Here is a 26,350-nt window from a genome sequence, read left to right on the forward strand (position 1 = left end):
GTTTAATCATATATAAAATGGACTATAATCACTAAATAATAACGAAATAGGGCATAAATTTGAGCAAGGCAAATACCTTAAAATACTTTTTATTATCACAATATTTGGAGCCAAAAACCTTAGACGAGCCAAAAAAGACAAATACGAAATTTAAAAAATCAATAGACCTTGACATCGCAAATTTCGATGAGAAATTTCTACAAATTTTAAGAGCATTTGATAGCTCACTTTTAAAAAATGGTATAGAAATTTCAATTTATGGTGGTATTTTTGAGACTGACTTGCTTGCCATTTATATATCAAAGCTGGCAAAGGTAAAATTTGAAAAAGAACAAATTTTAGATGAGCTACGCTCTGAGCAAACGAGCTTTGATAAGGCGTTTTGCTATAAATTTAAGCTTACTGGTGATTTGGTATTTTGCAAAGATGATCAAAATTTTGCTTTAAAAGATGTAAATTTAGATGATGAGCTAAGCCCATTTTTCACGCCATGCTCATCTGATGATCTTTTCATCTCAACAGCTCCTTGGGCAATGGCTCGTCTAAATCATCTAAAAGAGATAAGCCAAAGTGACTTTAGCAAAGAGTGTGAGCGTATAAAAGATAAGCTATCTATCTATAAAGAAAAAATGGAATTTGGCAAATATATAAAGCTTATCAACGATGAGCTAAAAAGTGCACTTAAAACACCATTTTGTAATGATTTCTTAAGGCTTGAAGTAAAGATCATAAATCCAAATTTTAAAGAAAATGATAGCCTTTTAAATAGCTTTTTCATAGATGATATAAATTTGCTTATCAAATTTTACGAGTCAGGCAGGACGCACGAGCTAACGGATCAGTTTTTGGATGAGGGCAGTGAGAATAAATTTGAAAGACTTGATGTAAGAGATGAGCAAAATAAAAGGCTTGTTAGAGATTTTTTTAAAGCAGAAGAGTATCCAAGATCGGCCTTTGCTAGCGACTTTGCTTTAAATTTCTCACAGCAAATTGCTGTTAATAACATCATTAAAAAATTTAAAGAAAAAAGTGGTGGAATTTATAGCGTAAATGGTACTCCAGGAACCGGTAAAACAACGCTTTTAAAAGACGTAATGGCTGAAGTTGTTACGCTTAGAGCGATGAAACTCGCGCAAATGAGCAGACATGATATCTTTGCTCCAGTTCGAGATAGTAGCGATAAGGTGATTTATTTTACTCTAAATAAAGAACTTCAGGGCTATGAGATGGTTGTTAGCTCTTGCAATAACGGTGCGGTTGAAATTTTAAGTAAAGAGCTTAGCCAGTTAAAAAGTATTGGTAGTTATGCAGGCGAGATTGATTATTTTAAATTTATAGCTACAAGGCTTCTCTCGGCTGATGAAAAGACAAATTTTGGAGAAAAATCTTTTATCTCAAAACCTGCATGGGGGCTTTTTTGCATACCTCTTGGCTCAAAGCAAAATAAGTCAAATTTTATTTTCAACGCGATTAATGGTGTAAAGATCGAAAAAACACATAGTCAGTTTGAAGATATTTCAAAAGAATTTAAAGAATTTATAGAGCAAGATGGCTTTTTGATGGGGCTTGGCAAATACTTGGCTACCGGCGAAGGAGTTGATGACTACGACGTGGCAAAGGAGAAATTTAATCAAGCCCTACACGAAGTAAATCTACTTTTTAGTGAGATCAGGATCAAAGAAGAGGAGCTAAAAAGTATAAATAGCGAGCTTATAAATATCGATAAAAGACTTGATAACTATAATTCAGCAAAGCAAATAGATGAGCTCTTAAGGCCACTAATAGATGAGCTAGATTTGAGCAAAAATGAGCTAGAGCAAAAGGTGGCTGAAGCTAACGAGCTAACAAAGCTTATTGGCCAAAATGAAATTTTGCAAGAGTATCTAAGTACGCCTATAAAGCCATCGTTTTTTATTTTCCAGCAAATTTTAAAGACGCAAGCTTTTGAAAAATATAACAATGAAGCGCAAAAAGTTAGTGAGATAAATCGCCAAATAGCTGAGCAAAATTTGAAAGCAAGCAAGCAAAATAGTGAAAATAAAGAGAAGAATGAAGTAAAATTAAACGAACTAAAAGCTCAAATAACTCAGCTTGAAGAGAAAATTTTAGAACTTAATACCAAGATAGACCATCTAAACAAGCTTAATGATGACTTTATTAGACGTCAAAAATTAATTGGTAGAAGCGAAGAGCTTGATAGCTTTTTAAATGGTAGTTTTAATCAGAGTAATGAAGATATGCAAAAGAGTATGCCATTTATGATGGAGCGTGATCTTGATGAGAAACCCCACAAGACGAAGCTTTTTAAGGCAAGAATTAAGCTTTTTAAAGAAGCGCTTAATCTGCATAAAGCCACTATCTTTGCTTGCAAAGAAGCTGTTAGAACAAATTTACGAGCTCTTAGTGTTATATTTAATGATGAAAAAATGGCTGAGAAAAACGGGCTTGAGGCTAAAGATAGACGTGAAATAATAAAAGGATTATTTTTACTAACGCCAGTTGTTAGTTCTACTTTTGCATCTTTTAATAATAGCTTTAAAGAGCTACTAAATGGCGATATAGGTTTGCTCTTAATAGATGAGGCAGGGCAGGCAAATTTAACTAACGCATTAGGCGCATTGCTTCGTTCAAACATGGCTGTTGTAGTTGGCGATCCACTTCAACTTGAGCCTGTTGTAACATTACCACCAGCTTTAAATAACGCTATTTTACGCTACTGTGATGCAAAGGATGAGTTTAATCTACTAAAATCATCAGTTCAACTTCGAGCCGATAAAGTACAAAATATTGGTACATGTATAAAAGGAGAGGGTAAGTCCATTTGGGTTGGTTCGCCACTTATCGTTCATAGAAGGTGCGCTAACCCTATGTTTAAAATTTCAAACGAGACAACATATGATGATATGATGATACTTGGTAGAGGTAGTGAAAGTAAACTTAGTGATCCTAATATCAAAACAGAATGGATTGACGTTAGTAGTGATGAATGGATAGGTAATTATAATAAAGCCGAAGGTATGATCGTTAAAGAGCTTTTAGATGGTAAGTTAGCCAAGCTAAAAGATAGTGTTAAAATAATAACACCTTTTAAAGATGTTTGTAAAAATTTAAAAGGGGCTGGTACCATTCACACCATGCAAGGCAAAGAAGCTGATGTTGTTATCTTTGTTCTTGGCGGTGCCACAAAAGGCGCTAGAGCATGGGCTGCTAGTACGCCAAATTTACTAAATGTAGCACTAACAAGAACAAAAGAGGTTGTTTATATAGTTGGCAACCGAGAAAATTGGTCTAATTTGCCATATTTTGAGGTAGCAGCTAGAAAAATAGATAAAGGACAGATTTGAATCATTTTGCAAAACGCATAATCCCATGCCTTGATGTAAAAGATGGCAGAGTCGTAAAGGGTGTAAATTTCGTAGGACTTGTCGATGCTGGAGATCCTGTCGAAATAGCTAAAAGATACAACGACGAGGGCGCTGACGAGCTTTGCTTTTTGGATATCACAGCTTCTCACCTTGGTCGTGATACGATAGTTGATGTGGTAAAAAAGGTCGCAAGCAAGCTTTTTATACCCCTAACCGTTGGAGGTGGCATACGCACGATCGATGATATCTCTCGCCTTTTAAATGCGGGCTGCGACAAGGTGAGCCTAAACTCATCGGCTATAAAAGATCCAAATTTGATCGACGAAGCGGCTAAGAAATTTGGCTCGCAATGTGTCGTCGTGGCGATCGACGCTAAAAAGATCGAAAATGGTTATAGTGTCTTTATAAATGGCGGCAGGATCGATACCAAAAAAGATGCCTTTTCTTGGGCGAAAGAGGTCGAGTCGCGTGGAGCAGGGGAGATATTGCTAACCTCTATGGACAATGACGGCGTCAAACAGGGCTTTAACCTTGAGCTAATAAAGATATTTAGTACGCTTTCTATACCAACTATCGCAAGTGGTGGTGCAGGTAAGATGGAGCACTTTAAAGAGGCTTTTGAAGCTGGGGCTGATGCGTGTTTAGCTGCTTCGATATTTCACTTTGGCGAAATCGAGATAAAAAAACTAAAAGAGTATCTCAAGGCAAATGGCGTTGAGGTTAGGCTCTGATGTTGATTGTCTCTGCTGGAAAAAACGAAATTTTTGACTTTGCTTTGCCAATGGGTGTGGGGCTAGTTGATATGGCAATAAGTTTGACAAAATTTTTGCAGAAACGAGCATGTATTGGAGCGGATGAAAAGGGTATAAATTTAAAAAATATCGATCCGCACTATCTTACAAAGATTGAAACTAAATTTGCAAACTCATCAAATCCAGAGCTACAAAATCTAAGCCAAAATTTGTCAAAAAATCCTGAACGAAATTTGTATCAGATGCCAGAAAAAATAGTTTTCGTTGGCTCGGCAGGTCTTTATAAAGATGGTGAAATTTTACAAATTTATGAAAGCTCGGTTGGGGCAAATATTGAAATTTCTAGCGTAGAAAATAGATCTTATTCACCGATTGAGTGTGAAATTTCTTCTATCGTTTCACGTGGAACTATCAAAACAAATTCATCAAATTTCATAACTACAGACAAAAATTTGGCTCATAAGATGTTTGAAAAGGGTTATTTTTTAGAAAATATGGAGTTTTTTTCTGTTCTAAAAGTAGCTCAAATTTTTAAAATTCCAGCTTATGGAATTTTCGTAGCGACAAATTTTTGTGATAAAAATGCACATGCTGATTTTATAAAAAATCACGCAGAGGCCAAGAAAATTCTAACAAAATATATAAAGGAAAATATGTGATAAATTTGCTTGATCTTAGTATTGATGAACTAAAAGAGTTAGTTTCTCCACCATTTAGAGCAACACAAATCTACGAGTGGATATATAAAAAAAATGCAACCGAATTTAGCCAAATGCTAAATTTACCTAAAGATATGCGTCAAGATCTGGCTGAAAAATTTTATATCGATCCTTTAAAATGTGTAAAATTTGAGCAAAGTAGTGATGGTTCGATCAAGTATCTTTTTGAGCTAAAAGATGGGCTAAAGATAGAGAGTGTTTTGCTACCGATGAAAGAGGAGATTAGTGATGAGAATGGAAAGATTAGTCGCCATGCTCGCTATACGGTTTGTGTTAGTTCGCAGGTTGGCTGTAAAATGGGATGCGCTTTTTGTCTAACAGCAAAGGGCGGGCTTGTTAGAAATTTGACTGCTGGCGAGATTGTGGGACAAATTTTATGGATAAAAAGAGAAAATAACATACCATATGAGAGGCGCATAAATGTCGTTTATATGGGTATGGGTGAGCCACTTGATAATCTTACTAATGTTAGTAAAGCGATCAAAATTTTAGCACTTAACGAGGGTCTAGCCATATCACCACGTCGTCAAACCGTTTCAACTAGCGGACTTGGTAGCCAGATAAAAAAGCTTGGTGAGATGGATCTTGGCGTGTTATTGGCCATATCGCTTCATGCTGTTACTAATGAGCTTAGAAGCCGCCTAATGCCGATAAATAAGGCATACAACATCGAGGCTGTTATGGATGCTGTGAGGGGATTTCCTATCGATATGCGAAAGCGTGTAATGTTTGAATACCTTGTTATCAAGGATTTAAACGATAGCGTGAGTGATGCTAAAAAGCTTGTAAAACTACTTCATGGCATAAAAGCGAAGGTAAATCTTATATATTTTAACCCACATGAAGGTAGCGAATTTGGACGACCCGAGCTTACCAGCATGCTAAAATTTCAAGAACATCTAAGAGATCATGGCGTCACTTGTACGATTAGACAGAGCAAAGGGCTTGACATAAGTGCAGCTTGTGGACAATTAAAACAACGCAATGAAAATGCAAAATTTAAAGCTATTACTGGTAATAAAAATTCAAAAACACAGTCACTCGAAGAAATAGTAAAGCCAGTGTGAGTTAGAATGAGTGTGCTTGATATAGCCGAAATAGTCTTTGTTGCTATTGTGGTCTTACTCGGATTAGGGCTTATTTTAAAAGTTTTAAAAGATGAAAAAGATAGGCATAAATTCTGAGTCTTAACATCAAGATAAAATCTAGCTCTCATAAAAAATAAAGTGGAGCATTAATTACATAAACTACAAAATTATCATTGTGGTATTTAAAAGCGATAAACTTTGGCAAAACGTAGGTAAAGGTTTATGAGAAATAGAAATTTATTAAAAAATTTTAGACTAAAGTAAACCTTCTTTTGCAAATCTATAAAACTCGCTTTCAGCGTCAAATTTACTTTTTATGTTATAAAAAATTTTATCAAATTTAAAAGAAATTTCATCCGAGTGAAGCAAGAGCCTTTTTGCTCCAGTTAAATTTATTCGTTCACGCTCGCTCATCTCTTTATCTAAAATTTTCTCGATCTGCGGACGTGACAAACCATAAAGTGGTTCGCCAAGTATCTTGTGTTTCACATGAAACAAATGTAAGCGAATTTGATGCTGTCTACCAGTGAGTGGGATAGCCTGAACCAAAGTCATATTGATATCGTCAAAATATCTGATCGGCAAAATTTTAGTCACAGCGCTCTTGCCGTTTTCGCAAATTTGCATTCGCATTTTCACATCGTCGTAGTTGTTTGCTAGATCCATTTTGGCATCGATCGTAAATTCTCGTTCGATCTTGCCTTGTACCATCGCGACGTAGCTTTTAGAAACCTCTCTATTTTCAAAGATTTTTTTTAGTTTAATCGTAGAATTTCTATCTTTGCCCACGACTATCACGCCGCTCGTCTCAAAGTCTAGTCTATGTGCCACGCTCGCATCTCGCCCAAAAAGCGTGTAAATTTCATCATTTAGCGAGTATTCGCAGTGTCTGCCATTTGGGTGGCTAAGAACTCCGCTTGGTTTGTCAAATACAGCAAAACTCTCACATTCAAAGATCGGTTTTAGCCCCTTTGGCTCCGCCTCATAGTCGATCAAAAAAACATTACCACACAAAATGGCATTTTTCTCACTCACGACACTACCGCCACATATCAGCCTACCTTTATCTATGAGGCGTTGCGCTTCTCTCATACTAAAGCCAGTTTTCATTAAAATTTCATACGCTTTTTGTTTGTTTGCAGTGGCAATAAATTTATTTACATAGGGCAAGGTAATCCTTTTAAAAATGAGCGAGCTATCTTAAGCACAAATTTATAAGTATATAACCGACATTTCAGCACGGATTTTATATAATCCAAACTTAAATTTTATAAAATTATACGATGTGATTTTTAGCTTTCAAGGCTAAAATTTACTTTTATGATAAAGAAAACTAATACAAAAAGGTTCAACAATGGTCGAAAGATACTCACGCAAAGAGATGGCTGATAAGTGGAGCATGCAAGCAAAGTATGACGCTTGGCTCAAGGTAGAAAAGGCTGCCGTTAAAGCTTGGAATAAGCTTGGCTTCATAAGCGACGGCGACTGCGAGAAAATTTGCAAAAACGCTAAATTTGAAGTAACTCGCATCGATGAGATAGAAAAGACGACAAAGCACGACGTCATCGCATTTTTAACAAGCGTCAGCGAAAGCCTTGGCGAGGAGAGCAGGTTTGTTCACTACGGCATGACATCAAGCGACTGCATCGACACAGCCGTTGCGCTTCAGATGAAAGAGAGCCTAGAACTCATCATCAGCGACGTAGAGGAATTCATGCAGGCGGTCAAAGATAGGGCAAATGAGCACAAGCACACGCTCATGGTTGGCAGAAGCCACGGCATCCACGGTGAGCCGATAACTTTTGGCCTTGTTCTTGCCATCTGGTACGACGAGATCGCAAGGGCGCTTAAGCTCATCAAAGATGCAAAAGATACGATCAGCTACGGCAAACTCTCAGGCGCTATGGGAAATTTAGCCCACGCTCCGATGGAATTTGAAGAGCTAACATGTGAGGAGCTAGGCCTTAAAGCTGCCCCAGCGTCAAATCAAGTGATCCAGCGTGACCGCTACGCACATGTGGTGAGCGCCATCGCAGTTCTAGCCTCTACTTGTGAGAAGATCGCAGTTGCCATTAGGCATTACCAAAGGACAGAGGTTTATGAGGCGGAGGAGTATTTTAGCCCAGGACAAAAAGGCTCAAGCGCGATGCCACACAAGCGCAATCCAGTCCTTAGTGAAAACATCACCGGCCTTTGCAGAGTACTTCGCTCATACGTCACGCCAGCTCTTGAAAATGTTGCCCTTTGGCACGAGCGCGACATCAGTCACAGCTCGGTTGAGAGATTTATCCTGCCAGATATGTTTATAACGGCTGACTTTATGCTGGTTCGCATCAAAAATTTGATAGCAAATTTAGTCGTCTATCCAGAAAATATGATGAAAAATTTAAATTTAACAGGCGGTCTAGTCTTTTCACAGCGCGTGCTTTTACAACTGCCACAGCGCGGAATTTCTAGAGAGGACGCCTACAAGATCGTTCAGCGCAATGCCATGAAGGTCTGGGCGGACTTGCAAGAGGGCAAGAAGGCGATTGATGAGCAAGGCCATAGTCTATTTTTACAAAATTTACTAGCCGATAAGGATCTAACTAAGAGCCTTAGCAAAGATGAGATCAAAGAGTGTTTCGACTACAACTACTACACCAAAAACGTAGATAAAATTTTTGCTAGAGTGTTTGGGAGATAATTTGAATGGCAAATGATAAACAAGTTGAAATAATATTAAGAGATATAGATAAAGCACGTATTGTTATAAATGAAAAAAATGATGAAAAAACGTATCGATTTTTGTGTAGCATGGCTGATAAATATAATAAAGATGAAATTTATATTTCTTATTACAATATATCAAACTATGAAACAGATGAAATTTATTACGAAAAATGTTCCGACGAATTACAACAATTTATTGAAAAATTAGAATTATACGCCGCTAAACTTCAAGATGGAGCCAACGGAGTACTTAAAAAAGATACCCAAAGTTCTATAAGTATAAATAATACAAATACAGCTAACGCCAATATCACTCAAAATATTAGCATCAAAAGCGCGATGGAAAAAATAGATCAAATTCCAGATGAGATTTTTGCTAAAAATTTAAAGTATGAATTAAAAGGAATACTTAGTGAGCTTGAATATTGCAAAGACAATCAAGAAAAAAAATCAAAGCTAATGGAAGTCGTCAAATGGCTTGGCGATAAATCTGTTGATGCCTTTATTGCTTGTTTGCCGTATTTTGCCGGACTTGGCTTATAAAATTATAGATAAGGAAAAAATTTGAAAGTTATAAAACGCAATGGAAGAACCGAAGAGCTTGATATAAGTAAGATTAAAAAATATACAAATGAAGCCGTTTTTGGCCTTAGCAATGTAAGCCTTAGCGAGCTTGAAGTAGACGCAAAAATCCAGTTTAGAGATATGATAACTACTGAGGAAATTCAGCAAACTCTTATAAAAACAGCAGTTGATAAGATCGACATTGACCGCCCAAACTGGACATTTGTCGCTGCGAGGCTATTTTTGTTCGACCTTTATCACAAAGTGACCGGCTTTAACGGCTACAACCATCTAAAAGATTATCTTGCAAAGGGCGAAAAAATAGGCCGCATCATCCCTGGACTAAAAGAGAAGTACGATCTTGAGGATCTAAATGCATACATCAAGCCTGAGCGCGACCTTCAGTTTGCATACCTTGGCATCAAAACGCTTTATGACCGCTATCTTATCAAAGACAAAAATGGCATGCCGATCGAGCTACCACAGCACATGTTTATGGCGATCGCGATGTTTCTAGCGCAAAACGAGCTAGACAGTCAAGGCTGGGCTAAGAAATTTTACGACCTTATCTCTAAATTTGAAGTGATGCTAGCCACGCCAACACTCTCAAACGCAAGGACTACACGCCACCAGCTAAGCAGCTGTTACGTAGGCAGTACGCCTGATAATATCGAAGGAATTTTTGATAGCTACAAAGAGATGGCGCTACTTTCAAAATTTGGCGGCGGTATCGGCTGGGACTGGAGCAAGGTGCGTGCGATGGGCGGTAGTATCGACGGACACAAAAACGCAGCTGGCGGTATCATCCCATTTTTAAAAGTGACAAACGACATCGCAGTAGCGGTAGATCAGCTAGGCACTAGAAAGGGAGCAATCGCTGTTTATATCGAGCCTTGGCACATGGACGTGAGCGATTTTCTCGATCTTCGTAAAAACTCAGGCGAAGAGAGACGCCGCGCACACGAGCTTTTCCCTGCACTTTGGATAAACGACCTATTTATGAAGCGTGTTAAAGAAAATGGCCGCTGGAGCCTCTTTGACCCAGCTCAAGTAAGCGACCTTTGCGACCTTTACGGCGAGGAGTTTGAGAAGAGATATTTAGAGTATGAAAACGACGAAAATATCCAGAAAAACACCATCCTTGCAAAAGAGCTTTGGAAAAAAATTTTAACTAGCTATTTTGAAACAGGCATGCCATTTTTATGCTTTAAAGACAATGCCAACAAAGCAAATCCAAACGACCATGAGGGCATCATCAGAAGCTCAAATTTATGCACCGAAATTTTCCAAAACACAGCGCCAAACTACTATAAGATTAAGATCACTTATGAAGATGGCAGCGAGGAGCTATTTGACGAAGAAGAAGACGTCACGGTCGATAGTGGCATAACTAAAAAAGCCAAAAAGCTTAGCGCGCTTGATAGCCTAAAAGACAGGCAAATTTTTATCGTAGAAAAAGAGAGCATCGAGGGCAAAACGGCAGTTTGCAACCTTGCAAGTATAAATTTAAGCAAGATAAACAGCAAAGAGGACATCGAGCGTGTCGTGCCGATAGCTACTAGGATGCTTGATAACGTTATAGACCTAAATTTCTACCCGCACAAAAAGGTAAAACACACAAACTTATCATCTCGCTCGATCGGCCTTGGCGTCATGGGCGAAGCGCAAATGCTAGCTGAGAAAAACGTAAAATGGGGCAGCTATGAGCACTTGGCGCTCATTGATAGCATAATGGAAAACATAAGCTACAACGCGATCTATGCTAGCTCAAATTTAGCCGTAGAAAAGGGCGTCTATCCAAAATTTGAAGGCTCAAAATGGAGCAAAGGCATCATGCCGATAGACACCGCAAACGAGAATGCAAAGGCTCTTTTAAACGACAAAGGCGGGCTATTTGACGAAAATGTCTGCGACTGGGACAAGCTAAGAGAAAAAGTCAAGCGCGACGGCATGAGAAACGGCTACCTAATGGCGATCGCTCCAACTAGCTCGATCTCGATCCTTGTTGGCACTACTCAGACTATCGAGCCAGTCTATAAGCGCAAGTGGTTCGAGCACAACCTAAGCGGTATGATCCCAAATGTCGTGCCAAATTTAAGCCCAGATACTTGGCAGTTTTACACGCCAGCTTACGAGCTTGATCAGAGAATTCTTATAAAAGCAGGTGCTATCCGCCAAAAGTGGATCGACCAAGGTCAAAGTCTAAATATATTTATGAGTCTTGATAAAGCAAGTGGCGGATATCTAAGTGAAATTTACACACTTGCATGGGAGCTTGGACTAAAATCAACCTACTATCTACGCTCTGAAAGCCCAGATAGCGAAAAACTAAACGACGTGGCCGACCGTTCGATCGAATGCGAGGGTTGTCAGTAGGTAAATTTAAGAGAGAAATTTCTCTCTTAAATTTTTAAATTGTCTATTAAATTTATAATTTATAAATTTAAGGAAGTGTCACAAAGCTTAATTTTATACCAAGTTCATCTGCTAGCTTGCTTAGCTTCTCGCTATTTTCTAGTCCTGCTGATATGCAAAACTGCATGCCATTTACATTATGCTCTTTTAGCCTTGTAAAGACATTTGCCATAAGTGACTCCGTTTTCATGCCGCTTTCGCCGTAGATCACAAAGGCATTTACGCCCTTTTGCATTTCAGCTGTTAGATTGTTATAAAAGCCTCCGTCATTGTTTGAAACACTAGTTGTTGCGCTAGCTATCGTGTCAGCAAGAAAGCCACGACTTGGTACTAGCATAATGACTGTGCTATCTGATTTTAAGGCGCACTTTGCAAAGCTTTTCATCATGCCATCTTCGGGTGATTTTACGCCGTTTGATGCTGTACAGCCAGCCAAAAGTAGACCTAGAGCGAGGGTTGTGATTTTTTCATTTAAACTCCTTTATTGAAAACCGGCGAGTATTGACATAAATTAAATAAAGATCTATATGAAAGAAAAATTTAAATATACTATTTTAAAAAGTAAAACTAAAATAATTATTTAAGTAAAATAATCAAAAATTAATTTAAAATACTTAAATAACGTAAATTTATTCTTTAAGAAAACTTCATAAAATTTTATATTTTTTGATAAATATTATTAAACAAAATAAAATAGTTGTCTATTGTTTAAGCTTTCTTGTCCTATACTTTAAAACTCCATATTAAAAAATCGGAAAGAGTGGGCGATGCGTGAAATTTTAAAACGAGATGGCACAAGACAAGAATTTGTAGCATATAAGATAGTAGATGCGATAAAAAAGGCATTTGCTAGCGAAAATTTAGCTTATGATGAGAAAGTTTTTACAAATGTTGTCCAAGATATCTTTCAAAAATCAAGCGCAATAACAGTCGAAGACATCCAAGATGCGATCGAAAAAGAGCTATTTAATAGCGGATATTTCGACGTTTTAAAGAGCTTTATGCTCTACCGTCATACCCACAAGCTTCAGCGTGAGCAAATTTTAGGCCTAAATGACGATACGACCTACATAAATTCAACTCAAACGATAAATGAGTACATAAACGGCACTGACTGGAGAATTTCTGCAAACTCAAATACAAGCTACTCAAACGCAGGCCTTATAAACAACACCGCTGGTAAAGTCATAGCAAACTACTGGCTAGACGCTGTTTATAGCAAAGAAGAGGGCCTAGCTCATAGAAATGGCGACTACCACATCCACGACCTTGACTGCCTTACAGGGTATTGTGCTGGCTGGAGCTTACGGGCTTTGTTAAATGAGGGCTTTAACGGTGTTCGTGGTAGGGTTGAGAGTAAAGCGCCAAAGCACTTTAGAGAGGCGCTTTATCAAATGGCGAATTTCTTAGGAATTTTGCAAAGCGAGTGGGCGGGTGCTCAGGCGTTTTCTAGCTTTGACACCTACCTTGCGCCTTACGTCTTCAAAGACGATCTAAGCGACGCCGAGATCAAAAAGGCGATAACTAGCTTTATATTTAACCTAAACGTTCCTGCACGCTGGGGACAAAGCCCTTTTACAAACGTCACCATCGACATCACATGCCCAAGCGATCTAAGAGATCAGATCCCAACGAGTGATGATATACACCTTTTTACAAACGTAAAAGACGAGAAAATTTTGAAAAAAGCAAACGAGCGTGGCAGAAAAAATTTGATCGATATGACCTACAAGGACTTCGAGCCTGAAATGGCACGCATAGATAAGGCATTTTACGAGGTTTTAACAGCTGGCGATAAGTGCTCGCAGCCTTTCACATTTCCTATACCAACGGTAAATATCACAGAGGATTTTGACTGGGATAGTGAAGTAGCGGATGTACTCTTTGAAAATACTGCCAAAATGGGCTCAAGCTACTTTCAAAATTTTATCGGCTCACAATACACTTATGACGAAAATGGCAATAAGATAGAAAACGAAAAAGCCTACAAACCAGGACATGTTCGCTCTATGTGCTGCCGTTTGCAACTTGATCTAAGAGAGCTTTTAAAACGAGGTGGTGGTCTTTTTGGCAGCGCAGAGATGACAGGCTCTATTGGCGTTGTCACTATAAATTTAGCTCGCCTAGGCTACAACTTCAAAGGTGATAAAGTCGCACTTTATAACAGGCTTAGCTATCTTTTGGAGCTTGCTAAATCGACACTTGAAAAGAAGCGCAAATTTATACAAGAGATGTATGACAGAGGGCTTTATCCTTATACGGCTAGATATCTAAAGCACTTTAACAACCACTTTAGCACGATCGGTATAAATGGCATGAACGAGCTTCTTAGAAATTTCACAAATGATAAGGAGAATATCTCAACAAAATTTGGACGTGATTTTGCTATTGAGATGGTCGAGTTTTTGCGCGACAAGATAAGGACATTTCAAGAAGAGACTGGAAATTTATACAACCTTGAGGCGACTCCAGCTGAAGGCACAACATACCGCTTTGCCAAAGAGGATAAAAAGCGCTATCCAGACATCATCCAAGCAGGTGGGGGAGAGAATATTTACTATACAAACTCAACCCAGCTTCCAGCAAATTTTACAGATGATGCTTACGAGGCGCTTGATTTGCAAGATGATCTTCAGACTTCATACACTGGTGGCACAGTATTTCACCTTTATATGAAAGAAAGGATCAGCTCACCTAAAGCTTGCAAGGAGCTTGTAAAGAGCATAATCTCAAATTATAAGCTTCCATATATCACTATAACGCCTGTGTTTAGCGTTTGTTCAAAACATGGCTACATTGCTGGAGAACATGAATTTTGTCCGCTTTGCGATGCAGAATTAATAGAAAAAGAGAAAAACAATTCCAAATAAGGAGAGGAAATGACAGAAAAAGAAATTTTAGAAAAAGTACAAGATAAACGCACAAAATGCGTAGTCTATACTCGTGTTATGGGTTATCATCGCCCAGTTGAGAGCTTTAACCTTGGTAAAAAAGGCGAGCACAAAGAGCGTATTAAATTTGATGAATACGCAAGTTGCTGCAAAAGATAATCACCGCAGCCAATAAAAATATAAAAAACTCAAATAAAAAGGCACAATCTTCTGTGCCTTTTAAATCTCAAAAGGTCCATAAATTTGCATAAAGTCTTTAGTATAACGCCATTTACTACGCTTGATTATCCAGACAAAGTGGCTGCGGTAGTTTGGTTTGCAGGCTGTAATATGCGATGCGTGTATTGTTACAATATAGAAGTTGTAAATTCAAATGGCAATATAGAAATGGCTGAGGTTTGTAACTTCTTAGACCGCCGCATAGGCAAGCTAAATGGTATCGTCTTTAGCGGTGGCGAATGCACGGCAAATCCTTTGTTTTTAAAACTTGCAAGAGAGGTCAAGTCAAGAAATTTTTGCCTAAAGGTCGATACAAATGGCTCTCATATTGAGATTTTAAAAGGGGCGATAGGTGAAGGGCTGATTGACTATATCGCACTTGATTTTAAAGCACCAAAAGAGAAATTTGTGGGCGTAACTGGCTCAAATTTATATGAAAAATTTATTAGCACACTAAAATATCTGCTTGAGATAAATTTTGATTTTGAAGTAAGAACAACCGTGCATGCAGATTTTTTAGATGAAACAGATATTTCTTTGATGTCTGAAATTCTTTATGACCTTGGATATAGAGGCAATTATTATTTGCAAAAATTCCTTAGCACAGGTGAAAATTTTGGAAATTTGGTTGATGCTAAAAGTAGCTTTGATCCGAAAAAAATCATCTCAAAACTTCCTATCAAACTAAGAAATTTTTAAATTTCTACTCATTATTTTTAACAAAAATTTTTGCTTTGCAAAACTATAATCATTAAAACTAATAAGGAGAAACTATGCAAAATTTTAGCTTTTTAAACCCTACAAAAATAGAATTTGGCAAAGACAAAGAGCAAAATATCGGCAGATACATGAAAGAATTTGGCGTTAAAAAGACGCTTATCATCTATGGTAGCGATAGGATCATAAAAAATGGCCTTTTTGATGTCGCAGCAAAGAGTCTAAGTGCTAATGGTATCGAGTTTTGTAAGATAGGCGGCGTGAAGTCAAATCCAGTACTAAGCAAGGTAAATGAGGCTATAAATTTAGCTAAAAAGCAAGGTGTCGATAGTGTGCTAGCCATAGGTGGTGGCTCAGTACTTGACACGGCAAAGGCTGTGGCTGCTGGAGTTAAATATAATGGCGACGTTTGGGACTTTTTTACCGGTAAAGATCCAAGTGAAGCGCTTATGATCTTTGACATCATAACACTAGCTGCAACTGGCTCAGAGATGAACGGCGGCGCAGTCGTCACAAACGAAGCCACAAAAGAGAAATTTGCCATGCACGGCGCTTGTCTTTACCCAAAAGTGTCGGTGATAAACCCACTTCTTCAAGCAAGCGTTAGCAAGGAGTACTTGGTCTATTCAGCTTCAGACATCATCGCTCACAGCATCGAGGGCTACTTTACGGCGAGCATCCAGCCTGAGATCATAAATTTATACATCGAAGCAAACATCAAAACGGTCATGAAAACGACTGAAATTTTACTAAAAGAGCCTGAAAACTACGACGCTAGAGGCGAGTTTGCCTGGGCTGCTACGATGGCACTAAATGGCCTAACTTACGTCGGAACGGCTGGCTACTCATATCCAAATCATATGATCGAGCACGCCATAGGTGCAGTCGTGGACTGCGCGCATGGAGCTGGGCTAAGTGTGGTTATGCCAGCTTGGATGAAGTGGTATAAGAGTAGAAATTTAGAGGCATTTAAGCGTTTTGGTAGAGAAATTTTTGGCGTGGATGACGCAGACGCAGGCATAGAGAGGCTAAAAGAGTGGTTTAGCAAGATCGGCACACCAACAAGTCTTATTGAAATCGGAGTTGATGATACAAATTTAGATGAGATCATGGCTCTAGTTTATGACTATGCGAAAGGTAGGAGGCTAGAGCAAATTTATACAAAAGAAGCTATAAGTGAAATTTTTGCCTTAGCGAGATAAAATTTATCTAAATTTATAAAGGAAAAGTATGAAAAAGATCGCCCTTATAGCTGGAGCTAGTGGTGCTTTAGGAAGTGAAATTTTAAAAAATTTATGCCAGAGTGAGCATTATAGTAAGGTCATCGCTCTTGTTAGGCACGAGCTAGAATTTACTCATGAAAAGCTTGAAGTAAAAGTAATAAATTTTGATGAGCTTAAAGATGAAGTGCCATTTATTGCTGATGAAGTCTTTTGTGCACTAGGCACAACGATGAAAGCGGCAAAGCATAAAGAGCAGTTTTATAAGGTGGATGCGACTTATCCTATAAATTTTGCCAAATTTGGCTTGGAATGTGGGGTAAAACGTTTTGTTTTTATCTCGGCGGCAGGAGCTAGTAGAAGGTCGGGTTCATTTTATTTAAAAGTAAAAGGACAAGCAGAAAGCAAAATACAAGAGCTTGGCTACAACTCGCTTCAGATCGTAAGAACGCCACTTATCGAGGCTGATAGAAAAGAATTTAGACTAGGCGAGTATCTAGCGATAAAGGCGTTTAAATTTATCCCAAAAGGCTTTTTTGACGAATACCGCCCAATGAGAGCAGAAGATATCGCTAAAGTGGTCGTTGAAGTGGCACAAGATCACAGCGAGGGCGTGAAAATTTATAGCCCGATGGAGTATGCGAAGTGAAAAGATACATCGCCATCACTGGAGCAAGTTCAGGCATAGGAGCGGCCGTGGCAAAGGCATTTGCAAAGCGTGGGGAGAATTTGATCCTTGTTGCAAGACGTGGCGAGCTTTTAGAAGAGCTAAAAGGCGAGATAGCTAAATTTGCAGATGTCGATGTGATGATAGAGCTTTGCGACCTCTCAAAGCAAGAAAATGTCCTCTCTCTTTGGCAAAATTTAGAAAAATTTGAGCTAAAAGCGCTTATAAACAACGCTGGTTTTGGTGACTATAACAAGGTCGGCGAGCAAAATTTAGAAAAAATCACACAGATGATAAATTTAAACATCATCTCACTTGTCACGCTCTCAACGCTCTTTACTAAAAAATATAAAGACAAAGATACGCAGCTTATAAATATCTCTTCGATAGGTGGCTATAAGATCGTGCCAAACGCCGTCACGTACTGCGCTAGCAAATTTTTCGTAAGTGCCTTTAGCGAGGGGCTTTACCACGAGCTAGTACAGGACAAGCAGGCAAAGATGCAAGCAAAAGTGCTGGCTCCAGCTGCTACAAAGACAGAATTTGGCATGGTGGCAACTAGCAAAGAGAGCTACGACTACGACAAAGCGTTTAAAAAGTACCACACGAGTGAAGAAATGGCGGAGTTTTTGCTTCGCCTTTATGATAGCCATTACTGCGTTGGCTCGGTGGATAGAGATAGCTTTGAGTTTAGCTTAAGCAAGCCAAAATTTGACTACGCGATCAAATACGATCCAAAAGATAACTAGGCGCTAAAGCCCTGGTAGCCTACGCCAAGGCTAGTAAAGCAAAAAAGTAGGATAAAATAAAAAGGCAGATCATGAAATGCGTTAGAGTTGCTATTTTAGGGGTTTGTTTAGTAGGCGCTTGCTTTGGAAATGAGCTTAAATTTGATGAAAACAAATTTGAGCTAAAAAGCGTGCAAGTTGGCGATAGGACGCTTAAATTTAGAGCCTATGAAGGCATAGTCTATGTGGCAAAGCCAGTTAGCGACTACGAGGTGCTAAATTTTTACGTGCCAGAGGAGAAATTTAGCGACCAAAAAGGGGCTATCTTTATGCCAAATGCGATCGGCGGCTACATGAGCGCAATGCCACCAAAGCCAGAAATCATAAACGAAAAACCAAATGCTACCCTTGAGGCGCTTCTTAGAGGATACGTCGTGGCAAGCGTTGGCGCTAGAGGCAGAACGCTAAAAGATAGCGAGAAATTTATCGGCAAAGCCCCAGCTGCGATAATCGATCTAAAAGCGGCTGTTAGATATCTTAAATTTAACGACAAATTTATGCCAGGCGACGCAAATAAGATCATCTCAAACGGCACGAGCGCAGGCGGCGCGATGTCAGCACTTCTTGGCGCAAGCGCAAATGCAAAAGAGTACGAGCCATATCTTAAAGAGCTAGGAGCTGCAAGAGCAGACGATCAAATTTACGCCGCTTCAGCCTACTGCCCTGTTACAAATTTAGAACATGAGGATGAGGCGTATGAGTGGATGTTTGGGGATTTGGATAAATTTGAAAGGATTGATTTTACAAGTCTTGATGTGAGCTCTTTTAACAACAGAAGCAAAAAGCAAAAGACTATCACAGGCGAGCTAAACGCCACGCAAAAAGAGCTCTCGCGCGAGCTAAAGAGTAAATTCCCAGCCTATCTAAACTCGCTAAATTTAAAAGACGCCAAAGGCCACGCGCTAAGCCTTGATGAAAAGGGCGAGGGCAGCTTCAAAGAGTATATAAACGCCCTCATCTCAAGGGCATTTACCGCTACAAAAAGCAACGACAAAAGCACGCTCACGCCTAAATTTATCACGCTTGATACGCAGGGCTGCTCGCTTGGATATACGTTTAAGCTAGAAGACTTCATCGCTTCGCTAAAACGCGCCAAAGCGGTGGTTGCCTTTGACGGATTTGGGCTAGAAAATCCTGAAAATGACCTTTTTGGCGATAGCAAAACGCCTGCAAAGCACTTTACTAAATTTGCAAAAGAGCGAAGCGAGGGCGAGATGGCGGAGGCTAGCGTCATAAAGATGATGAATGCGATGAACTACGTCAAAAATAAAAATTCGGCGAAATTTTACCGCATAAGACAGGGCACAAACGACACCGACTTAGCCCTTGCCGTACCTGCTATGCTCGCGCTTTCGCTTAAAAATGCTGGCAAAGAGGTTGATTTTGAAGCGATCTGGGGACAAGGACATGGCGGCGACTACGATTTAGACGAGCTTTTTGCTTGGATTAAAAGAGTGGTTGAGAAATAAATTTAAGGAAATTTGATGATTAAAAAGCTATTTTTATTAGTATTTTCGGCAGCTTTTGCCTTTGGGGCGGAGGCGAAAGTGAGCTTATACGAGCTGCTTTCAACGCCAAATAACAAGAGCTTGCTGAGACAGCTTGGCAGGGAAAATATCCTTAGCTCAAAGAGCGAGCCAGGCACACAGGCGATCTTTTTTGTAAGCGCAAAGAGCAAGCCAGAGCTATTTTACCTGCTTGAGTTTTACAAGGACGAGGCGGCTTATAAAAAGCATATAAGCTCGGCGCATTTTAAGAAATTTGCAAGCGCAAGCGCTGAAATTTTGGCTAGCAAAAAGGCTATTGGTGTAAAAAAGAGGGCTGCGTTTTCTAAAAATTTAACGCCGGAGAGGCTAAAAGATACCTACTTTCACATCACAAATTTAAGCCTTTTAGCAAAGAGCGATACGAAATTTGAAAAGATCATCAAAAAATATATGCAAAAAAGCGTAGATGAGGGTGCTTTTGCACAGTTTGCCTTTAGTCAAAAGGACGCGCCAAGCAAATGGGTGCTGGTTGAAATTTACAAAGATGAAGCTAGCTTTGAGAGCTACCGTCACAGCGAAAACTACAAAGCTTATGCCAAAGAGCGAGCTGGGCTGATAGATGAATTTGACGGATTTGGTCTAAAAAACGAGACCTCATTTAGTAAGATAAAATTTTAGGAGATGCTATGAAGAAAATTTAACTTTTTTGCGCACTAGCACTCATTAGTAGCACGGCTTTTGCCCTTGATAGGGCAGGGTGTGAGAGTTTAAAAGATGTGAAAATTTTAAACAATGAGATGATAGATGCGGCGTGGAACGAAAAGGATAAAGAGCATGCTAGCTAAGAGTAAGACCTACGCTGGCAAGGAATTTTTGGTGTGTGCGTATCCAAAGGTGGCTACATACGTGGGCGGTGACGCGAGCAAGGCAAGTAGCTTTGTTTGCAAGTAAATTTAAGGAGAGAAAATGAGTGAAATTTTAGTCGTATCAGGTCACACTGACCTTGAAAATTCCTTTGCAAATAAGATCATTTTAGGTGAGCTAAAAAAGCACTTGCCAGAGGCTAAATTTGACATACTAAGCGAGCTTTATAAAAACTACGTGATAGACGTAAAAGCCGAGCAAGAAAAGCTAGTAAAGGCTGATGTGATTGTGCTTGTTTATCCATTTTTCTGGTACGGCGTGCCATCACTTTTGCAAAAGTGGTTTGAGGACGTGCTAGTTCATGGCTTCTCTCATGGCAGCAGCGGAGATAAGCTACGTGGCAAGAAGCTGGTGCTTTCATTTACTTCTGGCTCGCCTGAAGAGCTTTATAAAAAAGAAGCACTTCAGCGCTATGAGATAGAGGAATTTTTGCCGCCACTTAAGGCACTAACAAATACTTGTGGGATGGAGTTTGCAGGATATGTTTATAGCGGAGGGCTATCGTATCAGAGTAGGCACGATGAGGCAAAGCTTGCTTTGATGAGGCAAAAGGCGCTTGACCATGCAAAAAGATTAGGGGAGCTGATAGGTAAAATTTCATGATACCAGCAAAATTTTATAAATATGTTTTTGCGTTTATAATGTCAGCATTTATGGCGTTTTTTATGTCATTTGTGCTGACATATTTAAATCTTGGTTTTATTGATGGCTTTGTAAAAATTTGGCTAACTGCTTACGTAAAAGCTTTTGTAGTAGCGTATCCTGTGCTTTTGCTAGTCTCTCCATTTGTAACAAAACTCACACAAATTTTATGTAAAAAATAAAATAATAATATACGTTATCAATAAAAATTATTATTTACTTATTTTAATTATTTGGTTATAATCCAATCAAAATTTATCAAAATAGGAGTCAAAATGAGACAGTACGAAACATACAAATGCGAAAAATGCGGCAACGAGATCGAGGTGCAAAAGGTTGGCGGTGGTACACTAACCTGTTGCGGCGAAGAGATGAAGTGCGTCACTGAAAATTTAACAGCTGTAAATTTGATGAAGGCATTTGCTGGCGAGTCACAAGCTAGAAATAAGTATGAGCTTTATGGCGATCTAGCCAAAGAAGCAGGCTATCACGCAATAGCTAGACACTTTTACGAAGCAGCTGAAAACGAGAAATGGCACGCAAGGGCTGAGTTTAAGAAATATCACGAGATGATGAACGATCCGATCGATAAGATGGATAAAAATTTACTTGACGCTGCAGCTGGCGAAAACTACGAGCATACTACGATGTATCCAGACTTTGCAAAGATCGCAAAAGAAGAAGAGCTAAGAGATGTTGAGAGGCTATTTAACGCGATCGGCAAGGTTGAAGTAGAGCATGAGAGGGAGTATCTAGAGCTTAAAAAGATGCTTGATGAAGAGGGCTTTTTTGAAAGCGACGAAGAGGATATCTGGGTTTGCGAGGTGTGCGGACACGTTCATAGAGGTAAAAAAGCTCCAGGCGCTTGCCCACTTTGCAAGGCTCCAAAAGAGTATTTTAAGCGCGAATTCTTAGGCTAAAAAGCCAAAATAGTCAAGGTGTTTGCCTTGACTATTAATTTAAGTTATAAAATATTATAAAAATGATACAATCCTTTCAAATTTTCACAAGGAGAAAGAGATGAAAAAATCACTTTTAGTTTTAGCTACTCTTGGCTTTGCACTAAGCCTAAACGCTGCAGATCTTACAGATACTTGCAAGTCTTACTTCTCAGACATTGATAAGATGGTTGAAGCTTACAAAAAAGCTGGACAAGAGCAACAAGTAAAAATTTATGAAGATCAAAAGAAACAATCAATGGATCAACTTGCTACACTTCCAAAAGAGCAACAAGACGCTACTTGCAAACAAGCTAAAGAGATGTTTGCTCAAGTAATGGAACAAATGAAAAAACAAGGTCTTTTAAAATAAATTTTATGGCTAGTTTTTCTAGCCATATCCTAACCCTCTTTTTCTAATTCGTTATTTACGCCGATCTCTTTTACTTCTATATCTTTTTGCTCGTCTGGAGACAAGCGTTTAAAATTTTCAAGTCTACTAACAAGACCATCTCTACCACTAAAACTTGATGCAAGGGCGTTAAAATGTTTATTCGTAGTATTTAGTGTATTGCTAAGTCTATTCATATGCTCGGCCACATTGCGGACTTTATCATAAATTTTAATCGCACTCTTTACGATATTTTTGGCCTCTTCATTGCCACGCTCTATGCGCCATAAATTTGCCACTGTGCGAAGAATAGGCATAAGCGTAGTGTGAGATACTAGTATTACGCGCTTTTGAAATGCGTAGTCAAAAAGGGAACTATCAAATTTCATAGCCTCGATATATGCTGGCTCAATTGGTATAAACATCAATACAAAATCAGGGCTATCAGGTACGATCTCACCGTAATTTTTGCTATTTAAGCTATCTATGTGATTTTTCATAGAAGCAATATGCTCTTTCAATGCTAAATTTAGCTCCTCCTCATTGCTGGCTGTGATAGCCTTTTCGTAAGCTATAAGTGAGACTTTAGAATCAACTATTAGGTGTTTGCCATCTGGTATCTTTACTATAAAATCAGGAATAAGACGTTTACCTTCTTCGTTCTTGAAATTTTGTTGTGTCAAGTAGTGCTCATCTTTTATAAGTCCAGAAGCCTCAAATGTGCGTTCAAGCTGTATTTCGCCCCAGTTTCCAAGTGTTTTATTGCTACCTTTTAGTGCAGTGGCTAGCGAGTTTGCCTCTTTTGACATTGAGATACCAATCTCACTTATGTGCTTAATTTGCGTTCCTAGCGCGCTCATACCTTTAACTGATTCGTCGTGGACTGCATTTACACGCTCTTGAAAGGTTGAAATTTGCTCCTTTAGTGGCTTTAGTAAAAGATCTAAAGAATTTTGGCTATTTTGTGTGAAATTTGCACTTTTTTCTTCAAATATTTTATTTGCAAGATTAGAAAATTCCAAATTTAACTCATTTTTTACTTTTAATAAATTTTTCTCTTGCTCTTTTAGGCTATTTTCTTTTGCTTCTATTTCATTTCTAAGCACAGCCATATCACGTTTTAATCTATTTTCTCTCTCACTCGCTTCAGCTAAAGCATTTTTGTTTTGATTTAGCTCAGCTAGTGTTGCAGTAAAATTTGCCTCGTTATTCTTGACCCTTTCATTTGCTGTACCGATACTCTCTTTAAGCTCATTTATCACGCGCTCCATCGCATCTTCAGCTTCGTCTTTTTGTACTATTTTGGTTTTTAGTGCATCGATCTCGCTGATGAGCTCGTCTATTCGCTCGTGATTTGACATAAGCCTTGCTTTTTGCTCGCTGATTAGCTGCAGATTTTCACTATTTTTAGATACTAAATTTGTTAGATTTGATGAAATTTCAAAATTTTCTTGCTCTTTTTGTGTTAGATTTCTTTTTAGCTCGAGTTTGTCTCTATTAAATGAATAGATGACAAATATCGCAATCAAAAATAGTACTCCTAAAAATATGGCAGCATAAAAATAGAAATCTTGTTGCATTTGGTATCCTTAAAAAGTGAAGAAATTTTTATATTTTTATAAAAGCAAAGAGACTACTCCTTGCTTTTATAATAAATTTTTTATGCTTCTAGCACTGCTCCGTTGCTTGCGTTTGTGACTAGTTTGCGGTATTGCCTTAGCCAGCGAGATGTTAGCGGTTTATCAACTGGCTTAAATTCCGCTCTTCTCTTTGCGATCTCAGCCTCGCTTAGGCGAACGTTTATCTCGTATTTATCAACGTCTATATCGATGATATCGCCGTCTCGTAGCAAGCCTATCATGCCGCCCTCGGCTGCTTCTGGGCTTACGTGACCGATACTTAGACCCCTTGTCGCCCCACTAAAGCGACCATCTGTGATGAGCGCTACATCTGCACCAAGGCCTCGTCCCATGATGAGTGAGGTAGGGCTTAGCATCTCTTGCATGCCAGGGCCTCCGCGCGGACCTTCGTAGCGGATGACGACGACATCGCCTTTATCTACTTTGCCGCTTGAAATACCAGCTATGGCTTCATCTTGTGAGTTAAAGCAGACTGCTTTACCGCTAAATTTACGCTCGCCAACGATGCCAGCTGTCTTGATTACACAGCCTTGCTCGGCTAAATTTCCAAACAAAATGGCAAGTCCGCCAACTTGCGAATAGGCGTTTTCTACTTTGTGAATGATACTCTCATCTTTGATATCACTTATCTTTACACGCTCTCCCAAAGTTTCGCCACTAACTGTGAGATTGTCTAAATTTAGCATGCCATTATCTCTGCGTGAAATTTCTTTTATCACTGCATTCATACCACCAGCTCTGCCGATGTCCTCCATGTGTACGTTTGGCAAGCTTGGACTGATCTTGGCGATGTGAGCGATGTTTTGGCTGATTTTATTTAGCTCTTTGATGTCTAAATTTACGCCAGCCTCTCTTGATATGGCTAGCATGTGAAGGACGGTGTTGCTGCTACCGCCCATCGCCATATCAACGACAAGTGCGTTGCGGATCGCTTTTTCATTTAGTATGTTTCTGATTTTAAATTTCTCATCAAGTGCGATCTCGCAGATCCTGCGAGCAGCCTGTCTAATAAGCTCCTCACGCTCCGGAGTTAGTGCTAGGATAGTGCCGTTGCCAGGGAGTGCTATGCCCATTGCTTCACAAAGCGTGTTCATAGAATTTGCCGTAAACATACCGCTACAGCTACCGCCACTTGGACATGCATTGCACTCGATATCTCTTAGCTCAGCCTCATCTATCTCTTTGGTCTCAAATTTACCAACCGCCTCAAATGCAGTCGCAAGGTCAATCGGCTTGCCATCTTTTGTGTAGCCCTTTTTCATTGGGCCACCACTTACAAACACGGTCGGTACATTTACTCTTAAAGCACCCATAACCATGCCAGGGACGATCTTGTCGCAGTTTGGCATACAAACAAGTGCGTCAAGTGCGTGAGCGTTCATCACGGTCTCTATCGAGTTTGCGATGATCTCACGGCTAGGCAAGCTATATAGCATGCCTCCATGTCCCATTGCGATGCCATCATCCACGCCGATGCAGTTAAACTCAAATGGAATACAGCCATTTTTGCGAATTTCATCTTTTAAAATTTGTGCATATTTGTTTAAGAAAAAGTGCCCTGGAATGATCTCTATAAAGCTGTTTGCAACGCCGATGAAGGGTTTAGCAAAGTCATCGTCTTTTAGCCCAGTCGCACGTAAAAGTGAGCGGTGTGGGGCTCTTGTGTAGCCTTTTTTGATTATGTCGCTTCTCAAATTTGATCCTTTTTTAAAATTTGAGAGGATTTTATCACATATAAAGTATCAAAGATTTTAAAAAATTTTTGCAAATTTAAAATTTTTTTATTACATAAATAACACATTAAATTTTTAAAATTTATCCAAAAAGGATGAGCTAAATAGCTATGAAATTTCGGTAATTTTAATCAAAGCAGTATACAAAATAATAACGTAAAAATATTATCAATGTGTTATAAATATTGATTTATAGGGCTTTATTGTACTCTGGTACAATTTACAAGACTTATGAAAATTTATACAATGCGATAAAATTTTTTAACAAGGATGAGAAAATGATCGCAAAAACAGAGGGCATAAAAGTGATGCCAATGCAAACTAAAATTTTAAATTCTGGCACAAACTTTTATGAAAATAACTTCACAAATACAACTTTAATTTTTCCTTTTTACGCGAAGAAGTAAAACAACTTCTAATCTCCAAAACAAGAGCGATTAGCTTTTATTTTAAATTTAATTTATAGTTAAGAGAGTTT

The 26,350-nt window shown here is 38.9% G+C and carries 23 protein-coding genes and 1 pseudogene; 20 read left to right on the forward strand and 4 right to left on the reverse strand.

Annotated elements, in window-relative coordinates:
- Positions 1 to 59 precede the first annotated feature (59 nt).
- The 4 genes from CVS95_RS05405 to rlmN are packed head-to-tail and all read left to right on the forward strand — an operon-like array spanning position 60 to position 5,903.
- The gene (locus CVS95_RS05405) at positions 60 to 3,344 is read left to right on the forward strand and encodes a DEAD/DEAH box helicase (protein ID WP_107695828.1); all 3,285 of its coding nucleotides are present in this window, start codon (positions 60 to 62) and stop codon (positions 3,342 to 3,344) included.
- Positions 3,341 to 4,096 carry an imidazole glycerol phosphate synthase subunit HisF gene (hisF, locus tag CVS95_RS05410; protein WP_107695829.1) on the forward strand — a complete coding sequence of 252 codons (756 nt, stop codon included), beginning with the start codon at positions 3,341 to 3,343 and terminating at the stop codon, positions 4,094 to 4,096. Before CVS95_RS05405 ends, hisF begins: the two co-directional genes overlap by 4 nt.
- Positions 4,096 to 4,776, forward strand: a complete 681-nt coding sequence (locus CVS95_RS05415; RefSeq protein WP_107695830.1) for a purine-nucleoside phosphorylase — start codon at positions 4,096 to 4,098, stop codon at positions 4,774 to 4,776. The genes hisF and CVS95_RS05415 overlap by 1 nt, the downstream gene beginning before the upstream one ends.
- Entirely contained in the window at positions 4,773 to 5,903 is a 1,131-nt protein-coding gene (gene rlmN / locus CVS95_RS05420) for a 23S rRNA (adenine(2503)-C(2))-methyltransferase RlmN (RefSeq protein ID WP_107695831.1), read from the forward strand. Before CVS95_RS05415 ends, rlmN begins: the two co-directional genes overlap by 4 nt.
- 276 nt (positions 5,904 to 6,179) lie before the next feature.
- On the opposite strand, the gene CVS95_RS05425 is transcribed toward rlmN, so the two are convergent.
- The gene (locus CVS95_RS05425; protein WP_107695832.1) at positions 6,180 to 7,094 is read right to left on the reverse strand and encodes a pseudouridine synthase family protein; all 915 of its coding nucleotides are present in this window, start codon (positions 7,092 to 7,094) and stop codon (positions 6,180 to 6,182) included.
- A gap of 184 nt (positions 7,095 to 7,278) precedes the next feature.
- On the opposite strand from CVS95_RS05425, the gene purB reads away from it, so the two are divergent.
- The 3 genes from purB to CVS95_RS05440 are packed head-to-tail and all read left to right on the forward strand — an operon-like array spanning position 7,279 to position 11,576.
- Positions 7,279 to 8,610: an adenylosuccinate lyase gene (gene purB, locus CVS95_RS05430; RefSeq protein ID WP_107695833.1), complete on the forward strand. Its 1,332-nt coding sequence runs from the start codon at positions 7,279 to 7,281 to the stop codon at positions 8,608 to 8,610.
- A gap of 5 nt (positions 8,611 to 8,615) precedes the next feature.
- A complete protein-coding gene (locus CVS95_RS05435; protein WP_107695834.1) occupies positions 8,616 to 9,179 on the forward strand; it encodes a hypothetical protein in 564 nt (187 codons plus the stop codon).
- A 21-nt stretch (positions 9,180 to 9,200) separates the two neighbouring features.
- The gene (locus CVS95_RS05440; RefSeq protein WP_107695835.1) at positions 9,201 to 11,576 is read left to right on the forward strand and encodes a ribonucleoside-diphosphate reductase subunit alpha; all 2,376 of its coding nucleotides are present in this window, start codon (positions 9,201 to 9,203) and stop codon (positions 11,574 to 11,576) included.
- A 67-nt stretch (positions 11,577 to 11,643) separates the two neighbouring features.
- Here CVS95_RS05440 and CVS95_RS05445 read toward each other — a convergent pair whose 3' ends face one another.
- Positions 11,644 to 12,051, reverse strand: coding sequence for a hypothetical protein (locus tag CVS95_RS05445; protein ID WP_107695836.1), 408 nt, complete (start codon positions 12,049 to 12,051; stop codon positions 11,644 to 11,646).
- A gap of 331 nt (positions 12,052 to 12,382) precedes the next feature.
- Here CVS95_RS05445 and CVS95_RS05450 point away from each other — a divergent pair.
- From CVS95_RS05450 to CVS95_RS05505, 12 genes and pseudogenes are all read left to right on the forward strand, one after another.
- Positions 12,383 to 14,665 (forward strand): annotated as a pseudogene (locus tag CVS95_RS05450) (ribonucleoside triphosphate reductase).
- 84 nt (positions 14,666 to 14,749) lie between these two features.
- Positions 14,750 to 15,424: an anaerobic ribonucleoside-triphosphate reductase activating protein gene (locus CVS95_RS05460; RefSeq protein WP_107695837.1), complete on the forward strand. Its 675-nt coding sequence runs from the start codon at positions 14,750 to 14,752 to the stop codon at positions 15,422 to 15,424.
- 74 nt (positions 15,425 to 15,498) lie between these two features.
- A complete protein-coding gene (locus CVS95_RS05465) occupies positions 15,499 to 16,644 on the forward strand; it encodes an iron-containing alcohol dehydrogenase (protein ID WP_107695838.1) in 1,146 nt (381 codons plus the stop codon).
- Positions 16,645 to 16,672: 28 nt separating this feature from the next.
- Positions 16,673 to 17,311, forward strand: a complete 639-nt coding sequence (locus CVS95_RS05470) for an NAD(P)H-binding protein (RefSeq protein WP_107695839.1) — start codon at positions 16,673 to 16,675, stop codon at positions 17,309 to 17,311.
- On the forward strand, positions 17,308 to 18,078 hold the full coding sequence (locus tag CVS95_RS05475) for an SDR family NAD(P)-dependent oxidoreductase (RefSeq protein WP_107695840.1): 771 nt from the start codon (positions 17,308 to 17,310) through the stop codon (positions 18,076 to 18,078). Before CVS95_RS05470 ends, CVS95_RS05475 begins: the two co-directional genes overlap by 4 nt.
- Before the next feature lie 71 nt (positions 18,079 to 18,149).
- A complete protein-coding gene (locus CVS95_RS05480) occupies positions 18,150 to 19,586 on the forward strand; it encodes a subtype B tannase (RefSeq protein WP_107695841.1) in 1,437 nt (478 codons plus the stop codon).
- 15 nt (positions 19,587 to 19,601) lie between these two features.
- On the forward strand, positions 19,602 to 20,282 hold the full coding sequence (locus CVS95_RS05485; protein ID WP_107695842.1) for a putative quinol monooxygenase: 681 nt from the start codon (positions 19,602 to 19,604) through the stop codon (positions 20,280 to 20,282).
- A 126-nt stretch (positions 20,283 to 20,408) separates the two neighbouring features.
- Entirely contained in the window at positions 20,409 to 20,555 is a 147-nt protein-coding gene (locus CVS95_RS09565) for a hypothetical protein (protein ID WP_159071260.1), read from the forward strand.
- Positions 20,556 to 20,570: 15 nt separating this feature from the next.
- Positions 20,571 to 21,131: an NAD(P)H-dependent oxidoreductase gene (locus CVS95_RS05490; protein WP_107695843.1), complete on the forward strand. Its 561-nt coding sequence runs from the start codon at positions 20,571 to 20,573 to the stop codon at positions 21,129 to 21,131.
- 38 nt (positions 21,132 to 21,169) lie between these two features.
- A complete protein-coding gene (locus CVS95_RS05495; RefSeq protein ID WP_413784120.1) occupies positions 21,170 to 21,352 on the forward strand; it encodes a DUF2798 domain-containing protein in 183 nt (60 codons plus the stop codon).
- Positions 21,353 to 21,445: 93 nt separating this feature from the next.
- The gene (locus CVS95_RS05500) at positions 21,446 to 22,090 is read left to right on the forward strand and encodes a ferritin family protein (protein ID WP_002940712.1); all 645 of its coding nucleotides are present in this window, start codon (positions 21,446 to 21,448) and stop codon (positions 22,088 to 22,090) included.
- A 100-nt stretch (positions 22,091 to 22,190) separates the two neighbouring features.
- Positions 22,191 to 22,481 (forward strand): DUF5339 domain-containing protein, encoded by a 291-nt coding sequence (locus CVS95_RS05505; RefSeq protein ID WP_107695845.1) that lies wholly within the window; start codon positions 22,191 to 22,193, stop codon positions 22,479 to 22,481.
- A 29-nt stretch (positions 22,482 to 22,510) separates the two neighbouring features.
- On the opposite strand, the gene rmuC is transcribed toward CVS95_RS05505, so the two are convergent.
- Both rmuC and ilvD read right to left on the reverse strand, forming a co-directional pair.
- Entirely contained in the window at positions 22,511 to 24,079 is a 1,569-nt protein-coding gene (rmuC, locus tag CVS95_RS05510; RefSeq protein WP_107695846.1) for a DNA recombination protein RmuC, read from the reverse strand.
- Positions 24,080 to 24,159: 80 nt separating this feature from the next.
- Positions 24,160 to 25,833, reverse strand: a complete 1,674-nt coding sequence (gene ilvD / locus CVS95_RS05515; protein WP_107695847.1) for a dihydroxy-acid dehydratase — start codon at positions 25,831 to 25,833, stop codon at positions 24,160 to 24,162.
- 242 nt (positions 25,834 to 26,075) lie between these two features.
- Here ilvD and CVS95_RS09570 point away from each other — a divergent pair, with 242 nt between their 5' ends.
- Positions 26,076 to 26,279 (forward strand): hypothetical protein, encoded by a 204-nt coding sequence (locus CVS95_RS09570; protein ID WP_159071261.1) that lies wholly within the window; start codon positions 26,076 to 26,078, stop codon positions 26,277 to 26,279.
- Positions 26,280 to 26,350 lie beyond the last annotated feature (71 nt).

This window comes from Campylobacter concisus, from assembly GCF_003048905.1.
Lineage (GTDB): Bacteria > Campylobacterota > Campylobacteria > Campylobacterales > Campylobacteraceae > Campylobacter_A > Campylobacter_A concisus_V.